The sequence below is a fragment of the Rhizobium sp. H4 genome, from assembly GCF_003013335.1.
In the GTDB taxonomy this organism is placed as follows: domain Bacteria; phylum Pseudomonadota; class Alphaproteobacteria; order Rhizobiales; family Rhizobiaceae; genus Rhizobium; species Rhizobium sophoriradicis.
Genome location: NZ_PSOW01000024.1, coordinates 26666 through 48610, shown reverse-complemented (window position 1 = coordinate 48610; position 21945 = coordinate 26666). Strand labels below are relative to the sequence as shown.

The 21945-nt window shown below is 62.4% G+C and carries 18 protein-coding genes and 2 pseudogenes; 7 read left to right on the top strand and 13 right to left on the bottom strand.

Annotated features, from left to right (window positions below):
• The first annotated feature begins 74 nt into the window (after positions 1–74).
• Positions 75–779, top strand: a complete 705-nt coding sequence (msrA, locus tag C4N04_RS28465) for a peptide-methionine (S)-S-oxide reductase MsrA (RefSeq protein WP_077989533.1) — start codon at positions 75–77, stop codon at positions 777–779.
• 8 nt (positions 780–787) lie between these two features.
• Here the strand turns inward: msrA and C4N04_RS28460 are convergent, their stop codons facing one another.
• Positions 788–1327, bottom strand: coding sequence for a L,D-transpeptidase family protein (locus C4N04_RS28460; RefSeq protein WP_040140827.1), 540 nt, complete (start codon positions 1325–1327; stop codon positions 788–790).
• A gap of 270 nt (positions 1328–1597) precedes the next feature.
• Between C4N04_RS28460 and C4N04_RS28455 the strand changes: the two genes are divergently transcribed.
• On the top strand, positions 1598–2038 hold the full coding sequence (locus C4N04_RS28455; RefSeq protein WP_077989532.1) for a response regulator: 441 nt from the start codon (positions 1598–1600) through the stop codon (positions 2036–2038).
• Here the strand turns inward: C4N04_RS28455 and C4N04_RS28450 are convergent, their stop codons facing one another.
• On the bottom strand, positions 2039–2779 hold the full coding sequence (locus C4N04_RS28450) for a TetR/AcrR family transcriptional regulator (RefSeq protein ID WP_077989531.1): 741 nt from the start codon (positions 2777–2779) through the stop codon (positions 2039–2041).
• Positions 2780–2950: 171 nt separating this feature from the next.
• On the opposite strand from C4N04_RS28450, the gene C4N04_RS28445 reads away from it, so the two are divergent.
• Both C4N04_RS28445 and C4N04_RS28440 read left to right on the top strand, forming a co-directional pair.
• Entirely contained in the window at positions 2951–4150 is a 1200-nt protein-coding gene (locus C4N04_RS28445) for a multidrug effflux MFS transporter (protein WP_077989530.1), read from the top strand.
• Positions 4151–4256: 106 nt separating this feature from the next.
• Positions 4257–4403: pseudogene (locus C4N04_RS28440) on the top strand (MFS transporter); the annotation flags it as partial.
• A gap of 9 nt (positions 4404–4412) precedes the next feature.
• Here C4N04_RS28440 and C4N04_RS28435 read toward each other — a convergent pair.
• The 5 genes from C4N04_RS28435 to C4N04_RS28410 form a co-directional block, all read right to left on the bottom strand.
• Positions 4413–5450: a LacI family DNA-binding transcriptional regulator gene (locus tag C4N04_RS28435; protein ID WP_009993615.1), complete on the bottom strand. Its 1038-nt coding sequence runs from the start codon at positions 5448–5450 to the stop codon at positions 4413–4415.
• A 34-nt stretch (positions 5451–5484) separates the two neighbouring features.
• The gene (locus tag C4N04_RS28430) at positions 5485–6579 is read right to left on the bottom strand and encodes a LacI family DNA-binding transcriptional regulator (RefSeq protein WP_077989529.1); all 1095 of its coding nucleotides are present in this window, start codon (positions 6577–6579) and stop codon (positions 5485–5487) included.
• A 305-nt stretch (positions 6580–6884) separates the two neighbouring features.
• Entirely contained in the window at positions 6885–7199 is a 315-nt protein-coding gene (locus tag C4N04_RS28420; protein WP_040111288.1) for a hypothetical protein, read from the bottom strand.
• Between the two features lie 104 nt (positions 7200–7303).
• Positions 7304–9202, bottom strand: coding sequence for an ABC transporter ATP-binding protein (locus C4N04_RS28415; protein WP_077989527.1), 1899 nt, complete (start codon positions 9200–9202; stop codon positions 7304–7306).
• A 214-nt stretch (positions 9203–9416) separates the two neighbouring features.
• Positions 9417–11378 (bottom strand): ABC transporter ATP-binding protein, encoded by a 1962-nt coding sequence (locus C4N04_RS28410; protein ID WP_183738203.1) that lies wholly within the window; start codon positions 11376–11378, stop codon positions 9417–9419.
• Between the two features lie 47 nt (positions 11379–11425).
• Between C4N04_RS28410 and C4N04_RS28405 the strand changes: the two are divergent.
• From C4N04_RS28405 to C4N04_RS28395, 3 genes and pseudogenes are all read left to right on the top strand, one after another.
• Positions 11426–11527, top strand: a pseudogene (locus C4N04_RS28405) (NADPH-dependent oxidoreductase); the annotation flags it as partial.
• 322 nt (positions 11528–11849) lie between these two features.
• Positions 11850–13256 carry an FAD/NAD(P)-binding protein gene (locus tag C4N04_RS28400; RefSeq protein ID WP_106797581.1) on the top strand — a complete coding sequence of 469 codons (1407 nt, stop codon included), beginning with the start codon at positions 11850–11852 and terminating at the stop codon, positions 13254–13256.
• Positions 13257–13325: 69 nt separating this feature from the next.
• On the top strand, positions 13326–15257 hold the full coding sequence (locus C4N04_RS28395) for a PAS domain-containing sensor histidine kinase (protein WP_106797580.1): 1932 nt from the start codon (positions 13326–13328) through the stop codon (positions 15255–15257).
• A 66-nt stretch (positions 15258–15323) separates the two neighbouring features.
• Here the strand turns inward: C4N04_RS28395 and C4N04_RS28390 are convergent, their stop codons facing one another.
• The 6 genes from C4N04_RS28390 to cyoA all read right to left on the bottom strand — a co-directional run bounded on the left by C4N04_RS28390 (position 15324) and on the right by cyoA (position 21624).
• The gene (locus C4N04_RS28390) at positions 15324–16499 is read right to left on the bottom strand and encodes an acyltransferase (protein WP_106797579.1); all 1176 of its coding nucleotides are present in this window, start codon (positions 16497–16499) and stop codon (positions 15324–15326) included.
• 110 nt (positions 16500–16609) lie between these two features.
• The gene (locus tag C4N04_RS28385) at positions 16610–17368 is read right to left on the bottom strand and encodes an SURF1 family protein (RefSeq protein WP_106797578.1); all 759 of its coding nucleotides are present in this window, start codon (positions 17366–17368) and stop codon (positions 16610–16612) included.
• A 46-nt stretch (positions 17369–17414) separates the two neighbouring features.
• Positions 17415–17816: a cytochrome o ubiquinol oxidase subunit IV gene (gene cyoD / locus C4N04_RS28380; RefSeq protein ID WP_040140845.1), complete on the bottom strand. Its 402-nt coding sequence runs from the start codon at positions 17814–17816 to the stop codon at positions 17415–17417.
• A complete protein-coding gene (gene cyoC / locus C4N04_RS28375; RefSeq protein ID WP_040111296.1) occupies positions 17813–18433 on the bottom strand; it encodes a cytochrome o ubiquinol oxidase subunit III in 621 nt (206 codons plus the stop codon). Before cyoC ends, cyoD begins: the two co-directional genes overlap by 4 nt.
• 5 nt (positions 18434–18438) lie before the next feature.
• The gene (gene cyoB, locus C4N04_RS28370) at positions 18439–20442 is read right to left on the bottom strand and encodes a cytochrome o ubiquinol oxidase subunit I (protein WP_106797577.1); all 2004 of its coding nucleotides are present in this window, start codon (positions 20440–20442) and stop codon (positions 18439–18441) included.
• A 42-nt stretch (positions 20443–20484) separates the two neighbouring features.
• The gene (gene cyoA, locus C4N04_RS28365) at positions 20485–21624 is read right to left on the bottom strand and encodes a ubiquinol oxidase subunit II (RefSeq protein WP_106797576.1); all 1140 of its coding nucleotides are present in this window, start codon (positions 21622–21624) and stop codon (positions 20485–20487) included.
• Between the last annotated feature and the right edge of the window lie 321 nt (positions 21625–21945).

The following is a 21945-nucleotide window of genomic DNA, read 5'->3' as shown; positions in this document are numbered from 1 at the left end:
TGAGCAACCGCTTTGTGATTTGCCGCATTTGCAAGGGTGAGCAAGGATTTGGGCGACCCTTTGGAGGTAGCCCGATGTCCATCTCTTCCAACCGTCGGCGCCTCGCCACGTTCCTTGCCGTCGCGGCCGTTTTGCTCGGTGCGGATGTAGCCGCCGCTGCCGAAGAGGCGGTCGTGATCCCGCCGCCTGCTATCGACGAAGCCCCCGGTTCGGGCACGCAGACCGCCATTTTCGCCGGCGGCTGCTTCTGGGGCGTCCAGGGCGTCTTCCAGCATGTGAAGGGTGTCGAAAGCGCCGTCTCCGGTTATGCCGGCGGCACGGCCAAAACGGCGCAGTACGAAATCGTCAGCACCGGCTCGACAGGCCATGCCGAAGCCGTCGAGGTGAAGTTCGATCCGAAACAGGTCAGCTACGGCAGGTTGCTGCAGATTTTCTTCTCCGTGGCGCATAACCCGACGCAGCTGAACTTCCAGGGACCGGACCGGGGCACCCAATATCGCTCGGCGCTGTTCGTCCTCGATCCGCAGCAGCGCAAGGTCGCCGAGCGTTATATCGATCAGCTCGACAAGGCGCATGTCTTCCCGCGGCCGATCGTCACCAAAGTGTCTGAAACCACCGGCTTCTATCCTGCCGAAGCCTATCATCAGGATTTCCTGACGCTCAACCCGACCTATCCCTATATCGTCTATAACGACCTGCCGAAAATCGAGAACCTGAAGTCGCTGTTTCCCGCCGACTACCGCAGCCAGCCGGTCCTCGTCGGCAAGACCAGGGGCTGATTGACCCGTCAGGGCATGATGTCGATGGGTGTACGGTCGGGGACGCGAGCCCAGATATCGCGCATTTCCGCATTGGTGACGGCAATACAGCCATCGGTCCAATCCCAAAGGCGATGGGCTTCGCCAAGCAGGCCCCAGCCATTGGGCAGCCCGTGAATCATGATGTTGCCGCCGGGCGGAAAGCCGTTCACATTCGCCGCGCGCTGCTCTTCCGGCTTCGGATAGGAAATATGCAGGCTCAGATGCGCCATCGATTTCGGATTGCGCCAATCTATTTCGTAGCGCCCTTCAGGCGTCTTCTCGTCGCCTTCGCGTTGTTTGGGGCCTGCATCGGCAGCACTGCCCAGAGAAATTTGATAGGTCGCGATGGGAGCGTCGCCTTTAAGGAGAACCATGCGGCGTTCGGATTTATAAACGCGAATAAGATCGGCGCGCTGGTCCACCGGTGCGTCCGGAGGCGGCGAGCCTGAGCCGATGCTGGCCATCACCTTGGTATAGGCGAAAAGGCCAACGGCCACGATCGCCAGCACGACAACCTTGTTTCTCAAGCCGATCCTCAATCATCGAGCCAATGAATAATCATATCGTGTCATCGCGCCCTCAACTAGAGGTGCGCGCCCAAGATCGGCAATTGTTTTTTGCCTTGCCGGCGGCCTGTTAAGAATTCATCAACGTTAACAATATGTTAAATCAGGAAAATCGCGTTTCACTGCGGAACATATCTGCAAGTTCCTCGTTTCGACAATGAGCTTCGGGCAGGCACAGCGGCCGGAGCGGATCCTTCTTTCGAAGTATGTGCGTAACAAGGGGACGGTATCATGGCCACCAATGTCGTGCGGCGCTGGCAGCGAGATGATCTCATGAACCAGCGCGTCTTGATCGTCGAAGATGAATTCCTCATCGCACTCGATCTCGGCGCGACGGTGGAAGGCATGGGCATGCAGGTCGCCGGCTTGGCGAATGATCGCGAACAGGCGCTGCGGCTGGCGCCGTCGGCCGATATCGCCTTCGTCGACGTCAATCTTGCCGATGGCCCGACAGGTCCCGAGCTCGGCAGGCGGCTGGCGGAAGAGCATGGCATCGCCGTCGTGTTCATGACCGGCAATCCCGAGACCGTCGCCGACGGCGTCAAGGGCGCGGTCGGGGTCGTCCAGAAGCCGGTCATGCCTTCGGTTGTCGAACAGCTGGTGAAATATCTTGCCGCGCGCCGCGCCGGAATGTTCGCCGTCGTGCCGGCGCAGATGACGGTTTTTGGCTGATCAGCCGGATACGGCTGCCAGTTGCGGCTGAGCGCCGGACTTGTTCGCCGCCGGTCGGCCATAGGCCCTGAGAAAAGTACGAACGGCATTGCGGGCCGCCTTTTCCAGCTCCGCGTCGGTTGGTGTTCCCCCGAAAAGCGTCAACATCTGCAGGTCGGCATTGCCGAGCGCGACGAACTGCCGGGCGGCGACGTCGAAATCGTCGATGACGAGCGCTCCTTTTTGCGCCAGCCGCGCGAGAAGCGCGGAAAGCGCGGTGGTCAGCTTGCCGGGCCCCTGCTGGCGCCAGCTTTCGAAGAGATGCGGGTATCGCTCTCCCTCCGTCTGCACCAGCTTGCGCAGGAATTTTCCGTCCTGATTGCAGATGCAATTCTTGTTGAGGCGCACGACGAAGGCGGTCAGGTCGTCCTCCAGATTATCGGCGTCATCAGGGAAGGCCGACAAGACGGAGAAGAGCATGGCATTGGCGCGGTTCATCACGTCCTCGACGACGGCGACGAACAGCGTTTCCTTCTCGCGGTAATGATTGTAGATCGTCTGGCGGGAGACACAGGCGACGGCGGCGATCTCGTCGATGCTGGCTGCGGCGAAACCCTGTCGGCAGAAAACGTCGGCTGCGGCATCGAGGATTGACATGCGCTTGGCACATTGCCCGCGCTGGCTATGCCCCGTCATCCGGACTGCCGGTGTCATGCGATCTTTCATGAGAGCGAAGATAAGACGTCTTGACGTTTTAGACAATGGCGTCTAGTTTTACATCAGTGTCCAAATTTATTGACACTCCTGCTTCCCAGCTGAAGATGTGAGCTCCCAACTTCGTCTTCGCGCGAACAATCATCATTGAACCCTAAGAGCACTGCGGCGAAACGACGATCCGGCGTCTTTGCTGCGCTTTTATGAAAGATCACCATTATGACGGCTTCCTTCTTCCGCATTGCCCTCATTCTCGGCCTTTTATCGGCCATCGGCCCCTTTGCCATCGACATGTATCTGCCTGCGCTGCCTTCGATCGGCCAGGATCTTCATGCCGACAATAACGTCACCCAGCTGACCCTTCTCGCCTTCTTCATCTCCTTTGCGCTCTCCCAGCTCGTCTACGGTCCGATCTCGGACATGTGGGGCCGCAAGCTGCCGCTCTATCTCGGCATCGGCCTTTTCGCGCTCGCCTCGATCGGCTGTGCGCTTGCGACGGATATCGAGACGCTGATCGCCTTCCGTTTCATCCAGGGCATCGGCGGTGCGGCCGGCATGGTCATTCCGCGCGCCATCGTCCGCGACATGCATACCGGCGTTCAGGCGGCGCGCCTGATGTCGCTGCTCATGCTGGTCTTCTCGATCTCGCCGATCCTGGCGCCGCTGACCGGCAGCGCCGTCATCGAGTTTTACGGCTGGCGCGGCGTGTTCTGGGCCGTGACAATGGCGGCCTTGATCGGCCTCGTCCTGCTCTCCACCCAGCTTGACGAGACCCGCCCGGCCACTGAGCGCAGCGGCAGCGGTCTCGGGAGCGCCATGGCCGCCTACCGGCTGCTGCTTTCCGACCGCAATTTCCTGACGCTGACCTTCATCGGCGGCCTCGGCATTTCGAGCTTCCTCGTCTATCTCGCCAACTCGCCCTTCGTGCTGATCCAGCATTACGGGCTGACGCCGACGCAATACAGCTTCGCCTTCTCGATCAACGCTGTGTCCTTCTTCGCGGTATCGCAGGCGACGGGCTGGCTCGGCGAGCGTTTCGGCCTGGTGCGCGTCATGCGGCTTGCCGTCAGCGCTTTCGCGCTGGCCATGATCGTCATGGCCATAGTGATGGCCTCAGGCTTCAACCAGCTGCCGGTTATGGCGACCTTCCTGTTCATCGGCTACGGCTTCCTCGGCCTCGTCATCCCGACGAGCGCGGTGCTTGCCCTTGAGGATCACGGCGCAATCGCCGGCACCGCCTCGTCGCTGATGGGCACGCTGCATTTCGTCATCGCCGCCGTCGCCATGGTGATCTCGAGCCTGTTCTTCGACGGCACCGCCGTTCCGATGGCCGCCGGCATCGCCGTCTGCGCCTTCTTGGCCTTCGTGCTAACCCAGGCAACGATCGGCCGCCGTGCCGCCGTCGCCGCTGCCGAATAGTCAAAGACCAGCCGCACCCGATCACCCGGGTGCGGCCACTAATCTGGGTTGTGGCATCGGAGAAAATACCTCGCTTAATTGAACATTGGCGGCCGGCGCTATCTACGTGCGCTGGATCAAGGATGAGTGCGGCAGCATGATCGCGCCGATGTTCTTCCTGGCTGCCTGCCTTGCGGCCGGCGCCCTGCTGGTCTTCTTCGTGACGCGTCAGCTGTCGAGCCGGGAAGCTGCGGCGGCACCGAGCCGGATTTGAGGCGCCTCTTCAGGACGTCAGCGTGAAGGCGTCGCTTTCGCCGGGAACCAGCTCCATCGGCCAGATCCTGTTGCGGGCGCCCTGCGGATAGTGCTCGGCATAGGCCGGCATGGTGGCGAGCAGGGTTTCGCCGAGCTGGGCGCCGAGATCGCGCAGCGACATGCGGAAGGAGGTCAGCGTCGGCTGCAGGAAATGCGTGCGCGACTCCTCGCGGAAGCCGACGACGGCGAGGTCGCGGCCGGGCAGGATGCCGGCCTCGGCCAGCCTGCGGTAAAGTCCGATCGCCATCAGCTCGTGGATCAGGATGATCGCCGTCGGCCGGTCTTCGATCATCAGCAGTTCGTGGCCGGCCTGATAGCCGCCCTGTTCGCTCGACTTGACCCGGATGACCAGCGCCGGGTCGAAGGCAAGGCCGTGGCGCTGCAGCGCCTGGCGGTAGCTGTCGAGGAAGATGTAGCCGAGATTGATGTCGGAGGAGGGGGCCGCCACCGCAATCCGCCGATGGCCCTTGGCGACGAGCCGGTCGACGCCGCGTGCCGCCACGCCTTCGAAATCGAGGTCCATCCAGGTATAGCTGCCGCCGGACGCGCTCCGGCCGAGCGCCACGAAGGGGATGCGGGCCTTTTCCAGAAGCTCGATGCGCCGGTCGGTGCGCCGTGTCGCCGAGATGATCAGCGCATCGACGAGGCGTCGCGCCACCATGCGCTTCAGATATTCGTGCGGATCCTCGTCGTCGGGGCAGGGCAGCATGACCAGATCGAGCTTGTGGCGGGAAAAGACGCTCTGCAGCCCGTCGGTGACGCCGAGGAAGAAGTCGTCGCTGTTTTCGACCGTCTCGCGGCTGACCTCGAGCATCAGCCCGATGACATTGGTCATGCCCTGGCGCAGGCTGCGGCCCGACTGGTTGGCGACGTAGCCAAGCTCTTCGGCGGCGGCGAGCACCCGCCGGCGCGTTTCCTCATTGACGTCGGGCTTGCCGTTCAGCGCGCGGGACACGGTTCCGATCGAAATGTCGAGATGCTCGGCGAGCTGGCGAATTCCCTTCATCTCTGGCGATCTTCCTCCCTTGCAGCGCCGCGCGTCATCGCCCTTCTTGCCACAGGACGGCGTCTGCGAAAAGCCGTGGGGGAAGAGGTTGCGGTCTGAAGCTCTGGCGGATGACGAGTTCGGGAATGACGCGTTCGTAAGCCGGCGGCGAATCCGGGTTTTCCAGCCGCCGTTCCAACAGCGCGACGGCGCGTTGCGCCATGATCAGCGGGTCCTGGCGGAAGGTGGTCAGCTGATAGCTCAGCCAGGCGGATTCCGGCACGTCGTCGAAGCCGATGACGGCGACATCCTCGGGGATGCGCAGCTGCGCTTCCCGGCGCAGGACATCCATCAGCCCGAAGGCGATCTGGTCATTGGCGCAGAAGACGGCGTCGGGCTTTGTTTTTTCCGCAAGCAGCGCGCGCCCGGCGGTGACACCGCCGTCATAATCGGAATCGCCGCCGCGGGCGAGGGTGACGGGTGCACCAAGCGTCTCCGCCGCCGAAAGGAAGGCGCTTTCGCGTTCGACGATCGCAGGCGTTCCCGTATTGGAGCCGATGACCGCCAGCCGCCGCCGGCCGCTGTCGTAAAACGCCGTCGCCGCCTTGCGTGAGGCTTCGGAGTTGCCGGCGCGCACGTGGTCGGCGCCGGGCTCCGACCGGCCGATGACGACGAGCGGCTGGCCGTTTCGCTGTGCGAGATCGAGGAAGCTTGCCGGCGGCGAACCGGAGAGAATGATGATGGCCTCGGCGCGGTGACCGATCAGCATCTTCTGGGCTGCGAGCAGTTCCTCTTCCGTCTGACCGGTGTTGATGAGGATCGGAATGCTGCCGCGCCGAATCAGCGATTTGGCAAGGGCTGCGGCGAGATGTGCGCGAAAGCCGACTTCCGGCCGGGTCGCGACGATGCCGACGAGGCGGCTCTGATTGGCGAGCACGCCGCGCGCGAGATCATTGACGTGGTAGCCGAGTTCGTCAGCCGCCCGCAGCACCTTTTCGCGCGTGGTCGGGGCGACGCTTGCGCCCGGCGTGAAGGTGCGCGAGACCGCCGAGCGTGAGACGCCCGCCAATTGCGCCACCTGCTCGGCGCTGACGAAGCGCATGCGTTCTTTTTTCGGCGCTTTGCCGGCATTCACGGGACCATCGTTCATCGGCCCTCAGCTATTGCGCGTCTCTGACAGGCAGATGACAGACGGCGGTGCGGCGGGCGGAATTTTTGCTGAGAAAAACCGAGGCTGCAGGATTTTGGGAGATGGCGGCTCGCCCCTCATCCGCCTGCCGGCACCTTCTCCCCGCTCGCGGGGCGAAGGGGTCAAGCTGCGAGCTTTCCGTTCCCCACAGACCTCTCACAGGGCACGTCCCCTCGCCCCGCTTTACGGGGAGAGGGTTAGGGTGAGGGGCAAATCGCAGTAAAGCGGCGATACATCGGATCAAAACCGCTGCAAAAACTTCAGGTCTACTCGCAGACCCGTACGGTTTCAGTATGATAGCCGCCGTCATAGCGGTTGCGGACGTCACGGTCCTCATACCAGCATCTCGGAGCCGGCTCGACATAACGAGGACCATCGACATAGCGCGGGCCTTCATCAACGTAACGCGGGCCGCCATTGGCGATTGCGCCGCCAATCAGGCCGCCGACGACACCTGCGGCTACGCCGCCGGCGATGATGCGGCCGGTATCGTCGTGATGACGGTCACGCGCGGCAGCGGGCTGAATGGCGGATCCAACAAGGGCCGTCGCGATCAACAGGCTGCTAATAATTCTCTTCATGACATTCTCCTCAGTGGCACTCGCCCTCCGGATAAAAGAGAAATGCGGCATCAAATCGTTGGTTCGTTCAAACTTTGCGACAGGCGTTAATGCATCATCCCATATCAGGTCGCCGACTCCGTCGCCGTCGTCTCCTCCAGCACATCTTCGGGAATATCGTCGAAAGAGGCATAGTTGAGGTTGTAGAGCCTGGAATACAGCTTGCCGTTCTTCATCAGCTGGCGATGGTCGCCGCTCTCGATAATTTCGCCGTTCTGCAGCACGATGATGCGGTCGGCCTCGCGGATCGTTGCCAGGCGATGAGCGATGACCAGGCCGGTGCGGTTTTCCAAGAGCTTCACCAGCGCCTTCTGGATCAGCATCTCCGTATAGCTGTCGATATTGGCCGTCGCCTCGTCGAGCACCAGGATCTTCGCGTCCGCCACCAGCGCACGGGCAAAGCTCAAAAGCTGGCGCTGGCCGAGCGAAAGATTGCCGCCGCGCTCCCCGAGAATGCTGTCGTAGCCATCGGGCAGGCGCATGATGAAATCATGGGCGCCGACGGCCTTCGCCGCCTCGATCACCTGTTCGCGCGTCGCCTCAAGCTTGTGGTAACGGATGTTTTCGAAGACGGTGCCGGTGAACAGGAAAGGCTCCTGCAGCACCATGGCGATCTGCGCCCCGAGCGAATCCTGCGTCAGGTCACGCACATCGTGGCCGCCGACCAGCACCTGGCCCTGCTGCACGTCGTAGAAGCGGTGGATCAGCGACATGCAGCTGGATTTTCCGGAGCCCGTCGGCCCGACCAGCGCCACGGTCTCCCCGGGATTGACCTTGAAGCTCACATGTTTCAGCACCGGATGCTTCGGATTGTAGCCGAAGACGACATCCTTGAATTCCACCGAGCCGTCCATGTCGCGCGACAGGGTCTTGGCGTCGGGCGCGTCCTTGATGTCAACAGGCACGTCGAGCACTTCGGTCAGCCGCTGACCCGACGCCATGGCCCGCTGCATCACCGAATATTGCAGGGTCAGCGACCGGATCGGGTCGAAGAAACGCTGGATGTAGAACAGGAAAGCCACGAGCACGCCGACGTCGAGCGCCTGGTTGAGAACGCGGGCGCCGCCGACGACGATAACGAGCGCCATTGCCACACCGGTCAGGCTGTCGACGATCGGCACCATCACCTGCGCATAACGCGCCGCCGTCAAATGCGTCCTGAGGTTGGCATGCGCCTTGTCGTCGTAGAGCGTGAAGTTGACGCCCTGCCTGTCCATGCTCTGGACGGCGCGCACGCCGTGGATGGCTTCGGCGAGCGCGCCGTTCGCCACCGAATTGGTCTCGTGCGCAGCCATGAAGGACTTGCGGGCGAGCGGCAGCCAGAACAGCCGGACGATGAACAGCACCGGCAGCACCGAAAGCGTCAGCAGCCCCAGCTTGAAATCGAGATAGAGCATCACGAAAACGATGCCGAAGAGCAGCACGATGTCGCCGACCGAGAGCACCGAGGTTTCGAGGAATTCCTGCATCGAGTTGACGTCGCCCTGCAGGCGCGACATCAACCGCCCCACTTCGGTCTTGTCCATGAAGGAGAGCGAGACGCGCTGGAGATGCGAAAACATTGCCTTGCGGATGTCGAAGAGCACCTCTTCCGCGACATTGCCGACCAGCGTCTCCTGCGCGTAGCTCGCCGCATAATTGACAAGGATGGCGATGGCGAAGGCGGCGATCGCCGACATCAGCGCCGAAGCATTGCCGCCCGGCGACATGCCGTGGTCGATGGCGTAACGGATGATCAGCGGGATCAGCAATTGCATCGTCGTGAAGGTCAGGACCGCAACGATCGCCCAGAGGACCTGGGTGCGGTAGGGATGGACGAAAGCCCAGATGCGCTTGACGATGTTGCCGTCGAAGGCCTTGCCGAACATCTCCTCCTCGACGCGGTGCGAACCGACCACGGCCCGCGGCGGGCGGCGGCCATCCTCGCGAACGTCGGGACGCTCGGTTTCCAGTTCCTCGGCCATCACATTCCTCCTGCGGCCTCACATCGGGTGGCCCGCACATCAATTGCTTGTCCACTTCTCCCCAGCGGGGAGAAGGTGCCCGAAGGGCGGATGAGCTACACGGCACGCCCTCATTTGCCCTTGGCTTCCGCTCAGCGCACTCGTCGCTATCGCTCCTCGCCCCCTCATCGCCTCGCTCTGCTCGCACTTCTCCCCGACGGGGAGAAGTGGGGCGTTACGCACTCAGCACTTCATCGCCCGGCCGTACCTGCAGGTCGTAGAGCGCCTTGTACCGCCCGCCGAGCGCAAGCAGCGCCTGATGGGTGCCCCGCTCGACGATCCTTCCGTCTTCGACGAACAGGATCTGGTCGGCATGCATCAGTGAGCTCAGGCGATGGGCGACGATGATCGTCACGCGATCGGCGGCATAGCGGCGCATGGCGCTGCGGATGCGCTGTTCGGTGGCGGCATCGATCGCTGCGGTGGAATCGTCGAACACCATCACCGCCGGCTTCAGCATCAGGGCGCGGGCGATCGAAAGACGCTGCCGCTGACCGCCGGACAGCGACACGCCACGCTCGCCGACGACGGTGCCGTAACCGGTGGGCAGGCCGAGCACGTAATTGTGCAGCTGGGCGCTTTCGCTGGCGCGTTCGATACGGCTTTCCTTGGCCCAGGGGTCGCCATAGGCGATGTTGTTTTCGATCGTCGTCGTGAACAGGAAGGAATCCTGCTGCACGACGGCAACGGCGCGGCGCAGCGACTGCAAAGTCGCCTTGCGGATATCCTGGCCGTCGATGGTAATCCTGCCGCCGCTGACGTCGTAGAAGCGCGGAATCAGATGGGCGATCGTCGACTTGCCGCTGCCGGGAGGGCCGACGATGCCGATCGTCTGGCCGCGCTGGGCTTCGAAAGAGACATCGTGCAGCACGGTGCGCTTTTCCGAGCCGGGATAGGCGAAGCTGACATTCTCGAAGCGCAGCACGCCGTCGGTCACAGCCAGCTCCCTGGCATCCGGCGCGTCCTTGATTGCGATGTCGAGGTCGAGCAGGTTGAAGAGCCGGGTGCCGCAGGTGGAGGCGCGGGCAAAGGCATTGACCATCAGGCCGAGCTGGCGCACCGGCATCTGCAGGATGGTCATGAAGGTCAGGAACGAGGCGAGTGTGCCAACGGTGATCTCGCCCGACATGACTTTGCCGCCGCCGATCCAGAGCACCAGGCCCATTGCCGCGAAGAAGGAGAAGGTCATGGCGCTGGTATTGGTGACGCGGATGCCGACGCGCTGATGGGCGAGCGCCAGCGCGTTCTTCGAGGCTGCCTCGAATTTCGTCAACTCGTGCTCCTGCGCGGCAAAGGCGCGCACGACGCGGATGCCGCCGAGATTCTCCTCCATGATGCGGGTCAGCACCGACAGTCGTTCCTGCAGGTCGAGCCAGGTGGCGCGCAGCTTGAGCTGCGTCACCGACGAGCGCCAGCCGACGAAGGGCACGAAGGAGAGCGCCAGAAGCCCGAGCACGACATCGGTCGACAGCAGCATATAGGCGCCGATTCCGATCAGGATCGTGAGCAGGATCATGCGGACCAGCGCGGTGGAAAAATACATGCGCACCCCTTCGAGATCGAGCATGCCGACGGTGATCAGATCGCCGGAATGGACCGTGTCGTGAAAGCTGAAGGAGAGACGCTGGATTTTTTCGTAGCAGGCCAGGCGCAGCTCGTAGCCCATGTGGTGGCCGACGGCTTCGCTGTAGTAGTTCTGCACCATGGTGAAGAGGCCGCGCAGCACGCTGGCGCCGAGCAGGAGCAGCGCCGTCGTCAGCAGCGCGTCCTGCGCCGCCTGGCCCGCCGTACCGCCGCCCATCGCCATCTGCGTGTGGTCGACGGCCTCGCCGAGAAGGCGGGGGATCATCAGCTGGAAGGTCGAGGCGACGAGCGTGGCGCCGATCGCAAAACCGGCCTGCCAGGGGTGGCGGAAGGCCATCACGGTGATGCGCACCAGTGTATAGAGGCCTCGGCCCCAGCCTGCCGCAGTTGCAAGCGCCATCGAAGCCGAAGGCTTCGTCGCGCGGGTTGACGCTTCGCTGCTCACGGTATTTTTTCCAATAGATGTTTGCTCGGACGCTGGCCCGAAAAGACGGCAAATCCATGAAGGGATTGAAAGCACCGTCAGTTTTGCCGATTCCAATTGGCGGTTCAAGTAAAGAATTCACCAACTGGTTATTTTTGCGTGAGGCCGCCTCGCATGCCCTGAACGATGTCGGCCTCACCTCCCGGCCAATCGCCTATTGGGTTGGAGAGGCGATGGGCTCCACCAATTTCGTCGATCTCGCCAAGGTGCCGAAGCTGGCACGAAAAGCAATATTTGGGCGAGGGCAGCTGAGACCGCGTTGCTCCGGAGTGCTCAAGTTCTCCTATTATTCAATAGCTTGCCCCAAGAGACAACAAAACTCTTGCCAGGCGCGCCATTTGGCGCTTTCATACACGACAAGATTGATAGACTAATGGCGAGGGTGATTATTCCTCTCGTTCTGGGTTCGCCTGATCGAACCCCGATGCTGCGGCAGCTGTCGTGAATGGCCGCATGACCCTCATCAACGCGTGACCCGATGTTCATGCGTTGAAACCTCGATCGACCCCAGGGTGCTGATGAAGCCGCAAAGGAGTTGCGATGACGGTTCAGGGACTTTTTTCCGGAAGGGCCAATGCGGCGGCGCAGATATCAGTCGTCCCGCGCGTTGCAATCGTCGGGCGCGGCTTCTCCGGCATGATGACGGCCATCGCGCTGATGAAGACGGTGCGCGCACCCTTCCACCTGCAGCTGTTCGATCCGAATTCGTCGGTCAGCGGCGGCCAGGCACTGGCCTCTGCCCGCGCCTCGACGATCCTCAATACCCGCGTGCGCGATCTCTCGGTCGCAGTCGGCGACAGCGATGATTTCAACGACTGGCTCTGTAGCAACGCCGCCTTCCGCGCTGCCGTGCCGGCTGCCATTCCGGGTTTCCGGCAGATCTTCGTGCCGAAGGAAATCTTCAGCGATTACGTCTACCAGCGCTTTTCCGAAGCGCTGGCGGCGCGCCGGGACATCACCGTTCAGGTCTGCAACGATCCTGTCGTGGCGATCCGCCGAAGCCACGGCAACCGCTTACTGCTCGAAAGCGCCAATCCGGCCAATCCGCTGTTCGATACGGTGATCCTCGCCACCGGCTACGGCCTCAGCGATCCGCATGCTGAGGAGCCGGATGTTTCGCCGATCCGCGCCCAGCGCCTTGTCGCGCGGCCGCATGCCGTGCTGCTCGGCAGCGGCATCCGCGTCGTCGATCAATTGCTGCAGCTTCGCGATTCCGGCTATGCCGGCCAGGTGACGATCATTTCCCGGCACGGGTTTCTGCCGCAGAGCCATACACCGAATTCCGCCGATCCGGTGTTTCCGGCCGAAGCGCTGCCGGAGGGCCTGCCCGACATCATGCGCTTCATCCGCCGGGCCTGTCGCGAGGCGGAAGAGCAAGGGCGAAGCTGGCAATCAGTGATGAACGGCCTGAGGAAGCATGCCCGCTCGCTCTGGCGCTCTCTGCCGGCCCGCGACAAACATCAATTCAATCGGCATTTGCGAGCGATCTACGACAGCCATCGCAACCGCTTGCCGGAGGCCATGCACCTGCGACTGCAGCGCGAGCTTGCCAAAGGCCGTACCGTGCTGCGCCGCGGCCGGGCCGGCCGCCGGGGCCTGAGCGGCCTGTTTTTCACACCGGCGGGATCCTCTGCCGAAGAGGTCCTCCATGCCGAGCGGATCATCGATTGCCGCTGCCAGGCGCCGGATCTTTCCACGCCGCTGATGGAGAGCCTGTTTTCCTCAGGCCTCGCCATGCCGGACGAACTGTCGCTCGGGCTGGCGGTCACTGCGCGCGGCGAGCCCTTCCTAGAGGACGGTTCGACGGTTGTCGGGCTCTTTGCCGTCGGCCCGCTCGGCCTCGGCAGCCTGCCCGATATCGATCTGGTGCCCGAAATCGTCTCACAGGCCTATGCGGCGGCCGAACGGATCGGCGAGCGCTTCTATCCGCAGGTCAGGGCCGTCTGAAAAAGTGTGATCTTTTCGGAACCATCTCCGCCCCGTCGCGTTAACAGCGCTGGTGACCAAGAGGGGCAGATGGAAGTGCTGGATCGACATGTTACGTCTCTTAGCGAAGAGGGACGCTTTCGTCTTCTGGTCGATGCCATCACCGACTACGCCATCTACATGCTGAGCCCCGAAGGCATCGTCACCAGCTGGAATACCGGCGCTCAGCGCTTCAAAGGCTACAAGCCTTCGGAAATTCTCGGCGAGCATTTTTCCCGTTTTTATGTCGAAGAGGATCGCGCGGCCGGGATTCCCGAGCGCGCGCTTGCCACGGCACTCGAGCAGGGACGGTTCGAGGGGGAGGGCTGGCGCCAGCGCAAGGACGGCAGCCGCTTCTGGGCGCATGTCGTCATCGATCCGATTCGCCGCCCCTCCGGCGAGCTCATCGGCTTTGCCAAGATCACCCGCGATCTGACCGAACGCAGGGCAGCCGAAAACGCGATCCGTCAGAGTGAGGAACAGTTCCGCCGGCTTGTCCAGGGCGTCTCTGACTACGCGATCTACATGCTCGATCCCAATGGCAATGTCAGCAGCTGGAATTCCGGCGCCGAGCGGATCAAGGGCTATCGGCCGGATGAAATCATCGGCCGGCATTTCTCGACCTTCTATACGCCGGAGGACCGCGCCGACGGCCTGCCGGAGACGGCGCTCCGCATCGCCCGCGCCGAGGGCCGGTTCGAGCGGGAAGGCTGGCGTGTCCGCAAGGACGGCACCCGCTTCTGGGCCAGCATCGTCGTCGACGTCATCCGCGGCGATGACGGCGAGGTGCTCGGTTTTGCCAAGATCACCCGCGATATCACCGAGAAGATGGAGACGCAGCGGGCGCTGGAGCAGGCGCGCGAAGAGCTTTTCCAATCGCAGAAGATGGAGGCGATCGGTCAGCTGACCGGCGGTATCGCCCATGATTTCAACAATCTGCTGATGGCCGTGCTCGGCAGCCTGGAGATCCTGAAGAAACGCATGCCGCAGGATCTGTCGCTGACATCGCTGGTCGACAACGCAATGCAGGGCGCCCAGCGCGGTGCTGCCTTGACACAGCGCATGCTGGCCTTCTCCCGCCGGCAGGAATTGCACATGGAGCCGATCGACGTCTCCGGCCTGGTGCGTGGGATGATGGATATTCTGAGCCGTTCGCTCGGCCCCCTCACCACGATCGAGACTTCCTATCCCGTCCGGCTGCCGACCATCCTCACCGATCCGAACCAGCTGGAAATGGCGATCCTCAACCTCGTCGTCAACGCGCGCGACGCAATGCCGTCGGGCGGCCGCATCGTGCTGCGCGCCTCCGAGGAATCGATAGCCGCGGGCAAGGGGCCACTGTCGGCCGGCCGCTATGTCAGGATCGCCATAATCGATGAAGGCGAGGGGATGGATACAAAGACGCTGGAGCAGGCCGTCACGCCGTTCTTCACCACCAAGGGTGTCGGCAAGGGCACCGGTCTCGGCCTTTCGATGGTACAAGGTCTTGCCACACAATCCGGCGGCCGGCTCATCCTGAAAAGCCGCCCCGGCGAAGGAACGACCGCGGAATTATGGTTCCCGATCGCAGCCGTCGAGCAGCGGGTCGTGGCAACGGCCGACGTGCCGCAACCGGATAGCGATGCACAGCGCCGGCTGCGGATCGTCGCCGTCGATGACGACGGCCTGGTCCTGATGAACACGACGCTGATGCTGGAGGATCTCGGCCACACCGTTTTCGAGGCGATGGCCGGTCCCGAGGCGCTCGACATCCTGCGCAAGGAGCCGGTCGATCTGGTCATCTGCGATCACGCCATGCCGCGCATGACCGGGGCGCAGCTCGCCGAGGCGATCCGCAGCGAGTGGCCCGAGATGCCGATCATCCTCGCCACCGGTTACGCCGATCTGCCCGACGGCGCCGGCGCCGCCAATCTGCCCCGGCTCGGCAAACCCTTCTCGCAGGCGCAGCTCGCCGATGCGATCAGCCGGATCGCTTCTCAATGACCGGAGCGGCTGGCGGTGCCGGGTTACCGGATGCACTCGGTCAGCGAAGTTTCACGAGCCTTGGCGTTACGCCCGAAGCTTCTCGTCACCATCATCCTGAATGACCGTGCGGCCGGTTTTCTCCCGGAGGTCGGCCGCCGGGGCTGAAGCTGCGCCGCCGAGGAGGCGCTTCTCGGTCTCTTGCAGGTCAAGGATCGCCCGTTCGATCCGCTCAGCCGGAGCCTGGCGCGAGACCAGACGCCACCGTTGATGCTGCCACAAGGTGACGAGCAGCCGCCGGCTCGGGACTTCTATCGTTTCATGCAGGAACCATGCTCCGCCGATCGCAACGAAAAGCGCTGCCGCGATCAGCGCCGGCTCAGGCAGCAGCGCTTCAAAACTCCGATGGACAAGGAACATGATGGGGACGTGGAAAAGATAGAGCGAGAAGCTGATCGTGCCGAGAAACCTGAGCGGTGCAGCGGCGAAGAAATGGCCTGCGATGGGCGGTTGTCGCGCGACCAGTGCGACGATGACGGCGGCGGCGGCCGCGCTTTGCAAACCCCAAAATTCAGGCGAGAAATTCGGCAGGACATGCCTGTAGGTAAAGAACACCGCCAGCAGCAACAGCGTGAAAATTCCCATGAGGTCGGATGGCGTCCATCTTTCCAAATGAGAATGCATCCCACCGGCAAGTGCGCCGAAGAGAAAGTAGGGGAGCTTGGACAGGAGCATGATTCCGGGCCCCGGCAATTCGAGCAGGCCGTCTACGGCGACAACAATGGCGAAGCCTGCGATCAGGCCGCTATAGCGGTGCGGCCGGGCCAGGCAGAGCCACAGGATCGGGAACAGCAGATAGAACTGAATTTCGGGTGGGATAGACCAGAAAACGCCGCTCGAGCCGAGAAGAAACACATGGCGCACAAAGTCCATACCGCCGGCGATCGGCTGAAGGAAGTTCAGACTCGGCATGCCGGACAGCATCGCCACGAGCAGGACGGCAACCAGATAGACCGGATAGATGCGGGCAAAGCGGCTCACCAGGAAATCCAGGACGTTTTCCCGGGTCACCGGCCGTGAACCGTAGAGATGGGCCATCAGGAAGCCGCTGAGGGCAAAGAACAAGCCGACGGCTTCGCTGCCCACAGTCACCAGATGCAAGGTCGTGCTTGGAAAGATAAGGCCGATATGGGCTTGCACGACCAGCAGCGCGGCAATGCCGCGCAGGCCATCGAGACTGGGGATGTAATCCGGCCGGCTCATGTGCAGCTTTTTTCTGTTCGGTTCCGGCAAGCAGTAGCCGACATCGCTTTAGAAGATATTAATCCGCCGCGCTGAAGCCACGGCGGCGCAACTGCTTGCCGGAACTCGTATTATTCGCGGCCGCCTCTTCCGATCTCGCCGCGGAGGATGAATACCAGCAGTGCCAGCGCCATCGCCGCCAGCGCGTACCAGGTGATCGCATAGACGAGATGGTTGTTGGGGAAATGGATGACCGTCAGGCCGCCGACGGGCAGACCGCCGGGATTGGCGGTCGCGTCGGCGTCGATGAAATAGGGCGCGACCGCACCGACGCCGCGCTTCTGTGCGATTGCCGCGACATCGCGCGAATACCAACGGTCGGCGCCGACATCGTTGGATTGCAGCAGCGATCCCTTCGGCTCTGTCATCCGCATCAGCCCGGTGATTTCGACGGGTCCCGCCAGCTGGCCTTCGCGGCGCGTGGCCGGGTCGCGCCTGTCGGTCGGCACGAAACCGCGGTTGATGAGGATGGCGGTGCCGTCGGCAAGCATCAGCGGCGTCATTACCCAATAACCCGGGCCGAGCGCCGTCGAGGCATAGACCAGCGTCTCTTTGTCGTTGGCGAGCGTACCGGCGACGCTCACCCGGCGATATTCGTCATCGCCGGCATTGACCTTGTCCCAATCGGCCCGTGCCGGGGCTGGCACGGCTGCGGCATGCACACGCTGGTCGACGCGGACGATGAGATCGCGCTTCCAGGCGAGCCGCTGCACCTGCCAGGTGCCGAGGGCTGCGAGCGCTGCCGCAATGAGCGCCAGGCAGACGGCAAAGCCGACGCGTTTTACAGGCGAACGCCGTTTTTCCGCTTTTTCGGGGGGAGCTTCGCTCATGGCGTGAATCGCTTCGGGCGGCGGTGCCGCCGCCCTTTCGATGCCGTCACGGCATGTTCTTCATCATCTCGGGGCTCATCGGCATCATGTTGGTGTTGAGATGATGCATGACCCAGAGGGAGCCGGAGAGCGCGATGGCGACGATGATGATGGTGAAGATCAGCGCCATCATCGTCCAGCCGCCCTCGCTGCGGGGGTTCATGTGCAGGAAGAAGACCATATGGACGACGATCTGGATCGCCCCGATGGCCATCACCAGCACCGCCGTCACCGCCGCGCTTTCGAAGACGCCTGCCATGACCAGCCAGAAGGGAATGGCGGTCAGGATGACGGAGAGCGCGAAGCCCGTCATATAGCTGCGGAAGGTGCCGTGGCCGGCCTGATGGCCGTGGCTGTGGCCGTGATGCGCCTCGTGGGCATCCTCATGTGCGGGTGCTTGCGAACTCATCCGAGAACTCCCAAGAGATAGACGAAGGAAAAGACGCCGATCCAGACGACGTCGAGGAAGTGCCAGAACATCGAGAGGCACATCAGTCGGCGGCGGTTGGCCTCGATCAAGCCGTGCATCGACACCTGCACCATCAGCGTGATCAGCCAGATGATGCCGAAGGTGACGTGCAGGCCGTGCGTTCCGACCAGCGTGAAGAAGGAGGAGAGGAAGGCGCTGCGCGTCGGCCCGGCGCCCTCGTGGATCAGGTGGATGAACTCGTAGAGCTCGAGCCCGATGAAGGCGGCGCCGAACAGGCCGGTGACCCCAAGCCAGAACAGCGTTTCCGCCTTGGCGTTCCGCTCCATCTGCAGCATGGCGAAGCCATAGGTGATCGAGGAGAGCAGCAGCATCGACGTGTTGAGGGCAACGATCGGCAGATCGAAGAGATCGGCCGGCGACGGCCCCGCGGCATAATTGCGGCCGAGCACGCCGTGCGTTGCAAACAGCACCGCGAAGATCAGGCAGTCGCTCATCAGATAGAGCCAGAAGCCGAGATTGGTGCTGTTCTCCGGATGATGATCTTCCGTCAGGTAGAATTCGGGCTTTTCGGCCGTATCGACAGTGTGATCGCTCATGGTCGTTACACCTGCTCGGCAAGCAGAGTGGTGCGCTTGCCTTCCGTTTCGATGACGTCTTCTGCGGGGATGTAGAAGTCGCGTTTGTAGTTGAACGTATGGCCGATCGCCACGACGATCAGGGCGACGAAGGAGACGACGACCAGCCACCACATGTACCAGATCAGGCCGAAGGCGAGTGCGACGCTGATGGCCGACAGGATCGCGCCGGTGCCGGTATTCTTCGGCATGTGGATCGGCTTGAAGCCGCCGAGCGGACGCTCGTAGCCGCGCCTCTTCATGTCGTACCAGCTGTCATGATCGTGGACGACGGGCGTGAAGGCGAAGTTGTAGTCCGGCGGCGGCGAAGCGGTCGACCATTCCAGCGTGCGGCCGTCCCAGGGATCGCCGCCGTCGTCGCGCAGTTCCTCGCGCTTCATGAAGCTGACGACGATCTGGATCAGGAAGGCGGCGATGCCGAGCGCGATCAGGCCGACGCCGAAAGCGGCGATGATGAACCAGATCTGCAGCGACGGGTCCTCGAACTGGCTCATGCGGCGCGTGACGCCCATCAGGCCGAGCACATAGAGCGGCATGAAGGCGAACCAGAAGCCGATCTGCCAGAACCAGAAGCTCATCTTGCCCCAGAAGGGATCGAGCTTGAAGCCGAAGGCCTTCGGGAACCAGTAGTTCACGCCGGCGAACATGCCGAAGAGCACGCCGCCGATGATGACGTTGTGGAAATGAGCGATGAGGAAGAGCGAATTGTGCAGCACGAAATCGGCAGGAGGGACCGCAAGCATGACGCCCGTCATGCCGCCGATGACGAAGGTCACCATGAAGCCGACCGTCCACAGCATCGGCACCTCGTAGCGGATGCGGCCGCGATACATGGTGAAGAGCCAGTTGAAGATCTTCGCCCCTGTCGGGATCGAGATGATCATCGTGGTGATGCCGAAGAAGGAGTTGACGGATGCACCCGAGCCCATGGTGAAGAAGTGGTGCAGCCAGACGATGTAGGACAGGATCATGATCACGCAGGTGGCGTAGACCATGGAGGCGTAGCCGAAGAGGCGTTTGCCGGAGAAGGTGGCGACGACTTCGGAGAAGATGCCGAAGGCCGGCAGCACCAGGATGTAGACCTCCGGATGGCCCCAGATCCAGATGAGGTTGATGTACATCATCGGATTGCCGCCGAGGTCGTTGGTGAAGAAGTTCGTTCCGGCGTAGCGGTCGAGCGACAACAGCACGAGCGTTGCCGTCAGGATCGGGAAGGAGGCGACGATCAGCACGTTGGTGCAGAGTGCCGTCCAGGTGAAGACCGGCATCTTCATGAAGGTCATGCCCGGCGCGCGCATCTTGACGATGGTGGCGATCAGGTTGATGCCGGAGAGCGTCGTGCCGACACCGGCCACTTGCAGGCCCCAGATATAATAGTCGACGCCGACGCCCGGACTATAGGCCGCGCCCGACAGCGGCGGGTAGGCGAGCCAGCCGGTCTGGGCGAATTCGCCGATGAACAGCGACAGCATGATGACGATCGCGCCGGCGGTGGTCATCCAGAAGGAGAAATTGTTCAAGAAGGGGAACGACACGTCGCGCGCGCCGATCTGCAGCGGCACCACGAAGTTCATCAGGCCGGTGACGAAGGGCATCGCCACGAAGAAGATCATGATGACGCCGTGGGCAGTGAAGATCTGATCGTAATGGTGCGGCGGCAGGTAGCCTTCGGATCCGTTGAAGGCGATCGCCTGCTGGATGCGCATCAGGATCGCATCGGAGAAGCCGCGCAACAGCATGATCACGGCCAGGATCACATACATGATGCCGATCTTCTTGTGATCGACGCTGCAGATCCAGTCGTGCCAGAGCGGGCCCCAGAACTTGAAATAGGTGATGGCGCCGAGCACGGCGAGACCGCCGATGACGACGCCGATGAAGGTCACGACCAGGATCGGCTCGTGATAGGGGATGGCGTCGAGGGTCAACCGGCCGAAGATGAACTTCAGGAGGTCAGGATTGGAAAACATGGAACAACCCGTTCATTATGTCTTGCGACGCAAAGCGCCAGGTTAATTGTTGTTGTTGAGCTGCGCAGGCGCCGGATCGGTGCCGTTGCTCATGCCGGGCATGGAATGGCCGTCGTGCTGCATGCTGTTGCCATCAGTGCTTCTGTCTGGCTCGCTGCTTGCCGGAGCCCCCGTTGCCGGCACGGTGGCGGCAGGCGCCACGACGCCTTCGCCGGCATGGCGATTGTCATATTGCAGCTTCTCGCGATTCTCGGCGCTTTCCTTGCCGCCGCCGCCCATCATGTCGATGTGCATCATCTCGTTCATGCACATCTTGCCTGGCGTGGCGCACATGTTGAGGATGGCGGCGTAGAGATCGGCATCGGCGCCGGCATAATAACGCACCGGCTCCTTCTCGCTCGGCTTCTCGAGCTTCAGATAGGCGTCGCGGTTGAGCATCGTGCCCTGCTGCTTGACCTTGGCCACCCAGGCATCGAAGCCTTCGTGGGTAAGGCCATGGAACTTGAAGCGCATGTGCGAGAAGCCGGCGCCGCTGTAATTGGCCGAGAAGCCTTCATACTCGCCTTCTTTGTTGATGACGGCGTGCAGCTTCGTCTCCATGCCGGGCATGGCGTAGATCTGGCCGGCCAGGGCCGGGATGTAGAAGGAGTTCATCACTGAGGAAGCGGTGATCTTGAAATTGATCGGTTGATCCACCGGCGCGGCCATCTCGTTGACGGTGGCAATGCCGAGTTCGGGATAGAAGAACAGCCACTTCCAGTCGAGCGCCACGACTTCGACGGTCAGCGGCTTGGTATCGGCCGGAATGGCGCGCTCCGCATCGAGGCGGTCGAGCGGGCGGTAGGGATCGAGCTTGTGCGTGGAAATCCAGGTGACGGCACCGAGCGCAATGATGATCGCCAGCGGCGCTGCCCAGATGACGATTTCGAGGCGGGTCGAATGATGCCACTCCGGCGCGTAGGTCGCGGCCGTGTTGGAGCGGCGGTAGCGCCAAGCGAAGAGCAGCGTCAGGAAGATCACCGGAACGATGATCAGAAGCATCAGCACCGTCGAGACGATGATCAGATCGCGCTGTTGCGCGGCGATGTCGCCGGAGGGCGCCATGACCACCATGTTGCATCCTGCCAGGAAAAGCAGCGGCAAGACGGATAGAAGGCGGGAAAACTTCATGAGTTTTGGCACGTCTCTAAGCTCTTGTTGTTTCGTTTGGTCCGCGACTAAAGCACTGAAACGGATCGCGACATGAGGCGGAAGGTCGCAGTGCAGCAAACATGGCGCACTGCGGCAAAAAACTTTGGGCGCTAGTACTTTGAAATCCTGATGAAGTTAAGAAGGATTTTAGGCGTGCGCATGTCTCAGGCCAATATATCCGCAACAGTCGGTCAGGCCAGCATTTGCAGGGGAAAATCACCGTCCGGATCACGCAAAATTTTCGGTCCCCGCTTCATTTGAGCCTTGATGATGAACTATTTCAGTCTTACGGACTTGATAAGCCTGCGGGTT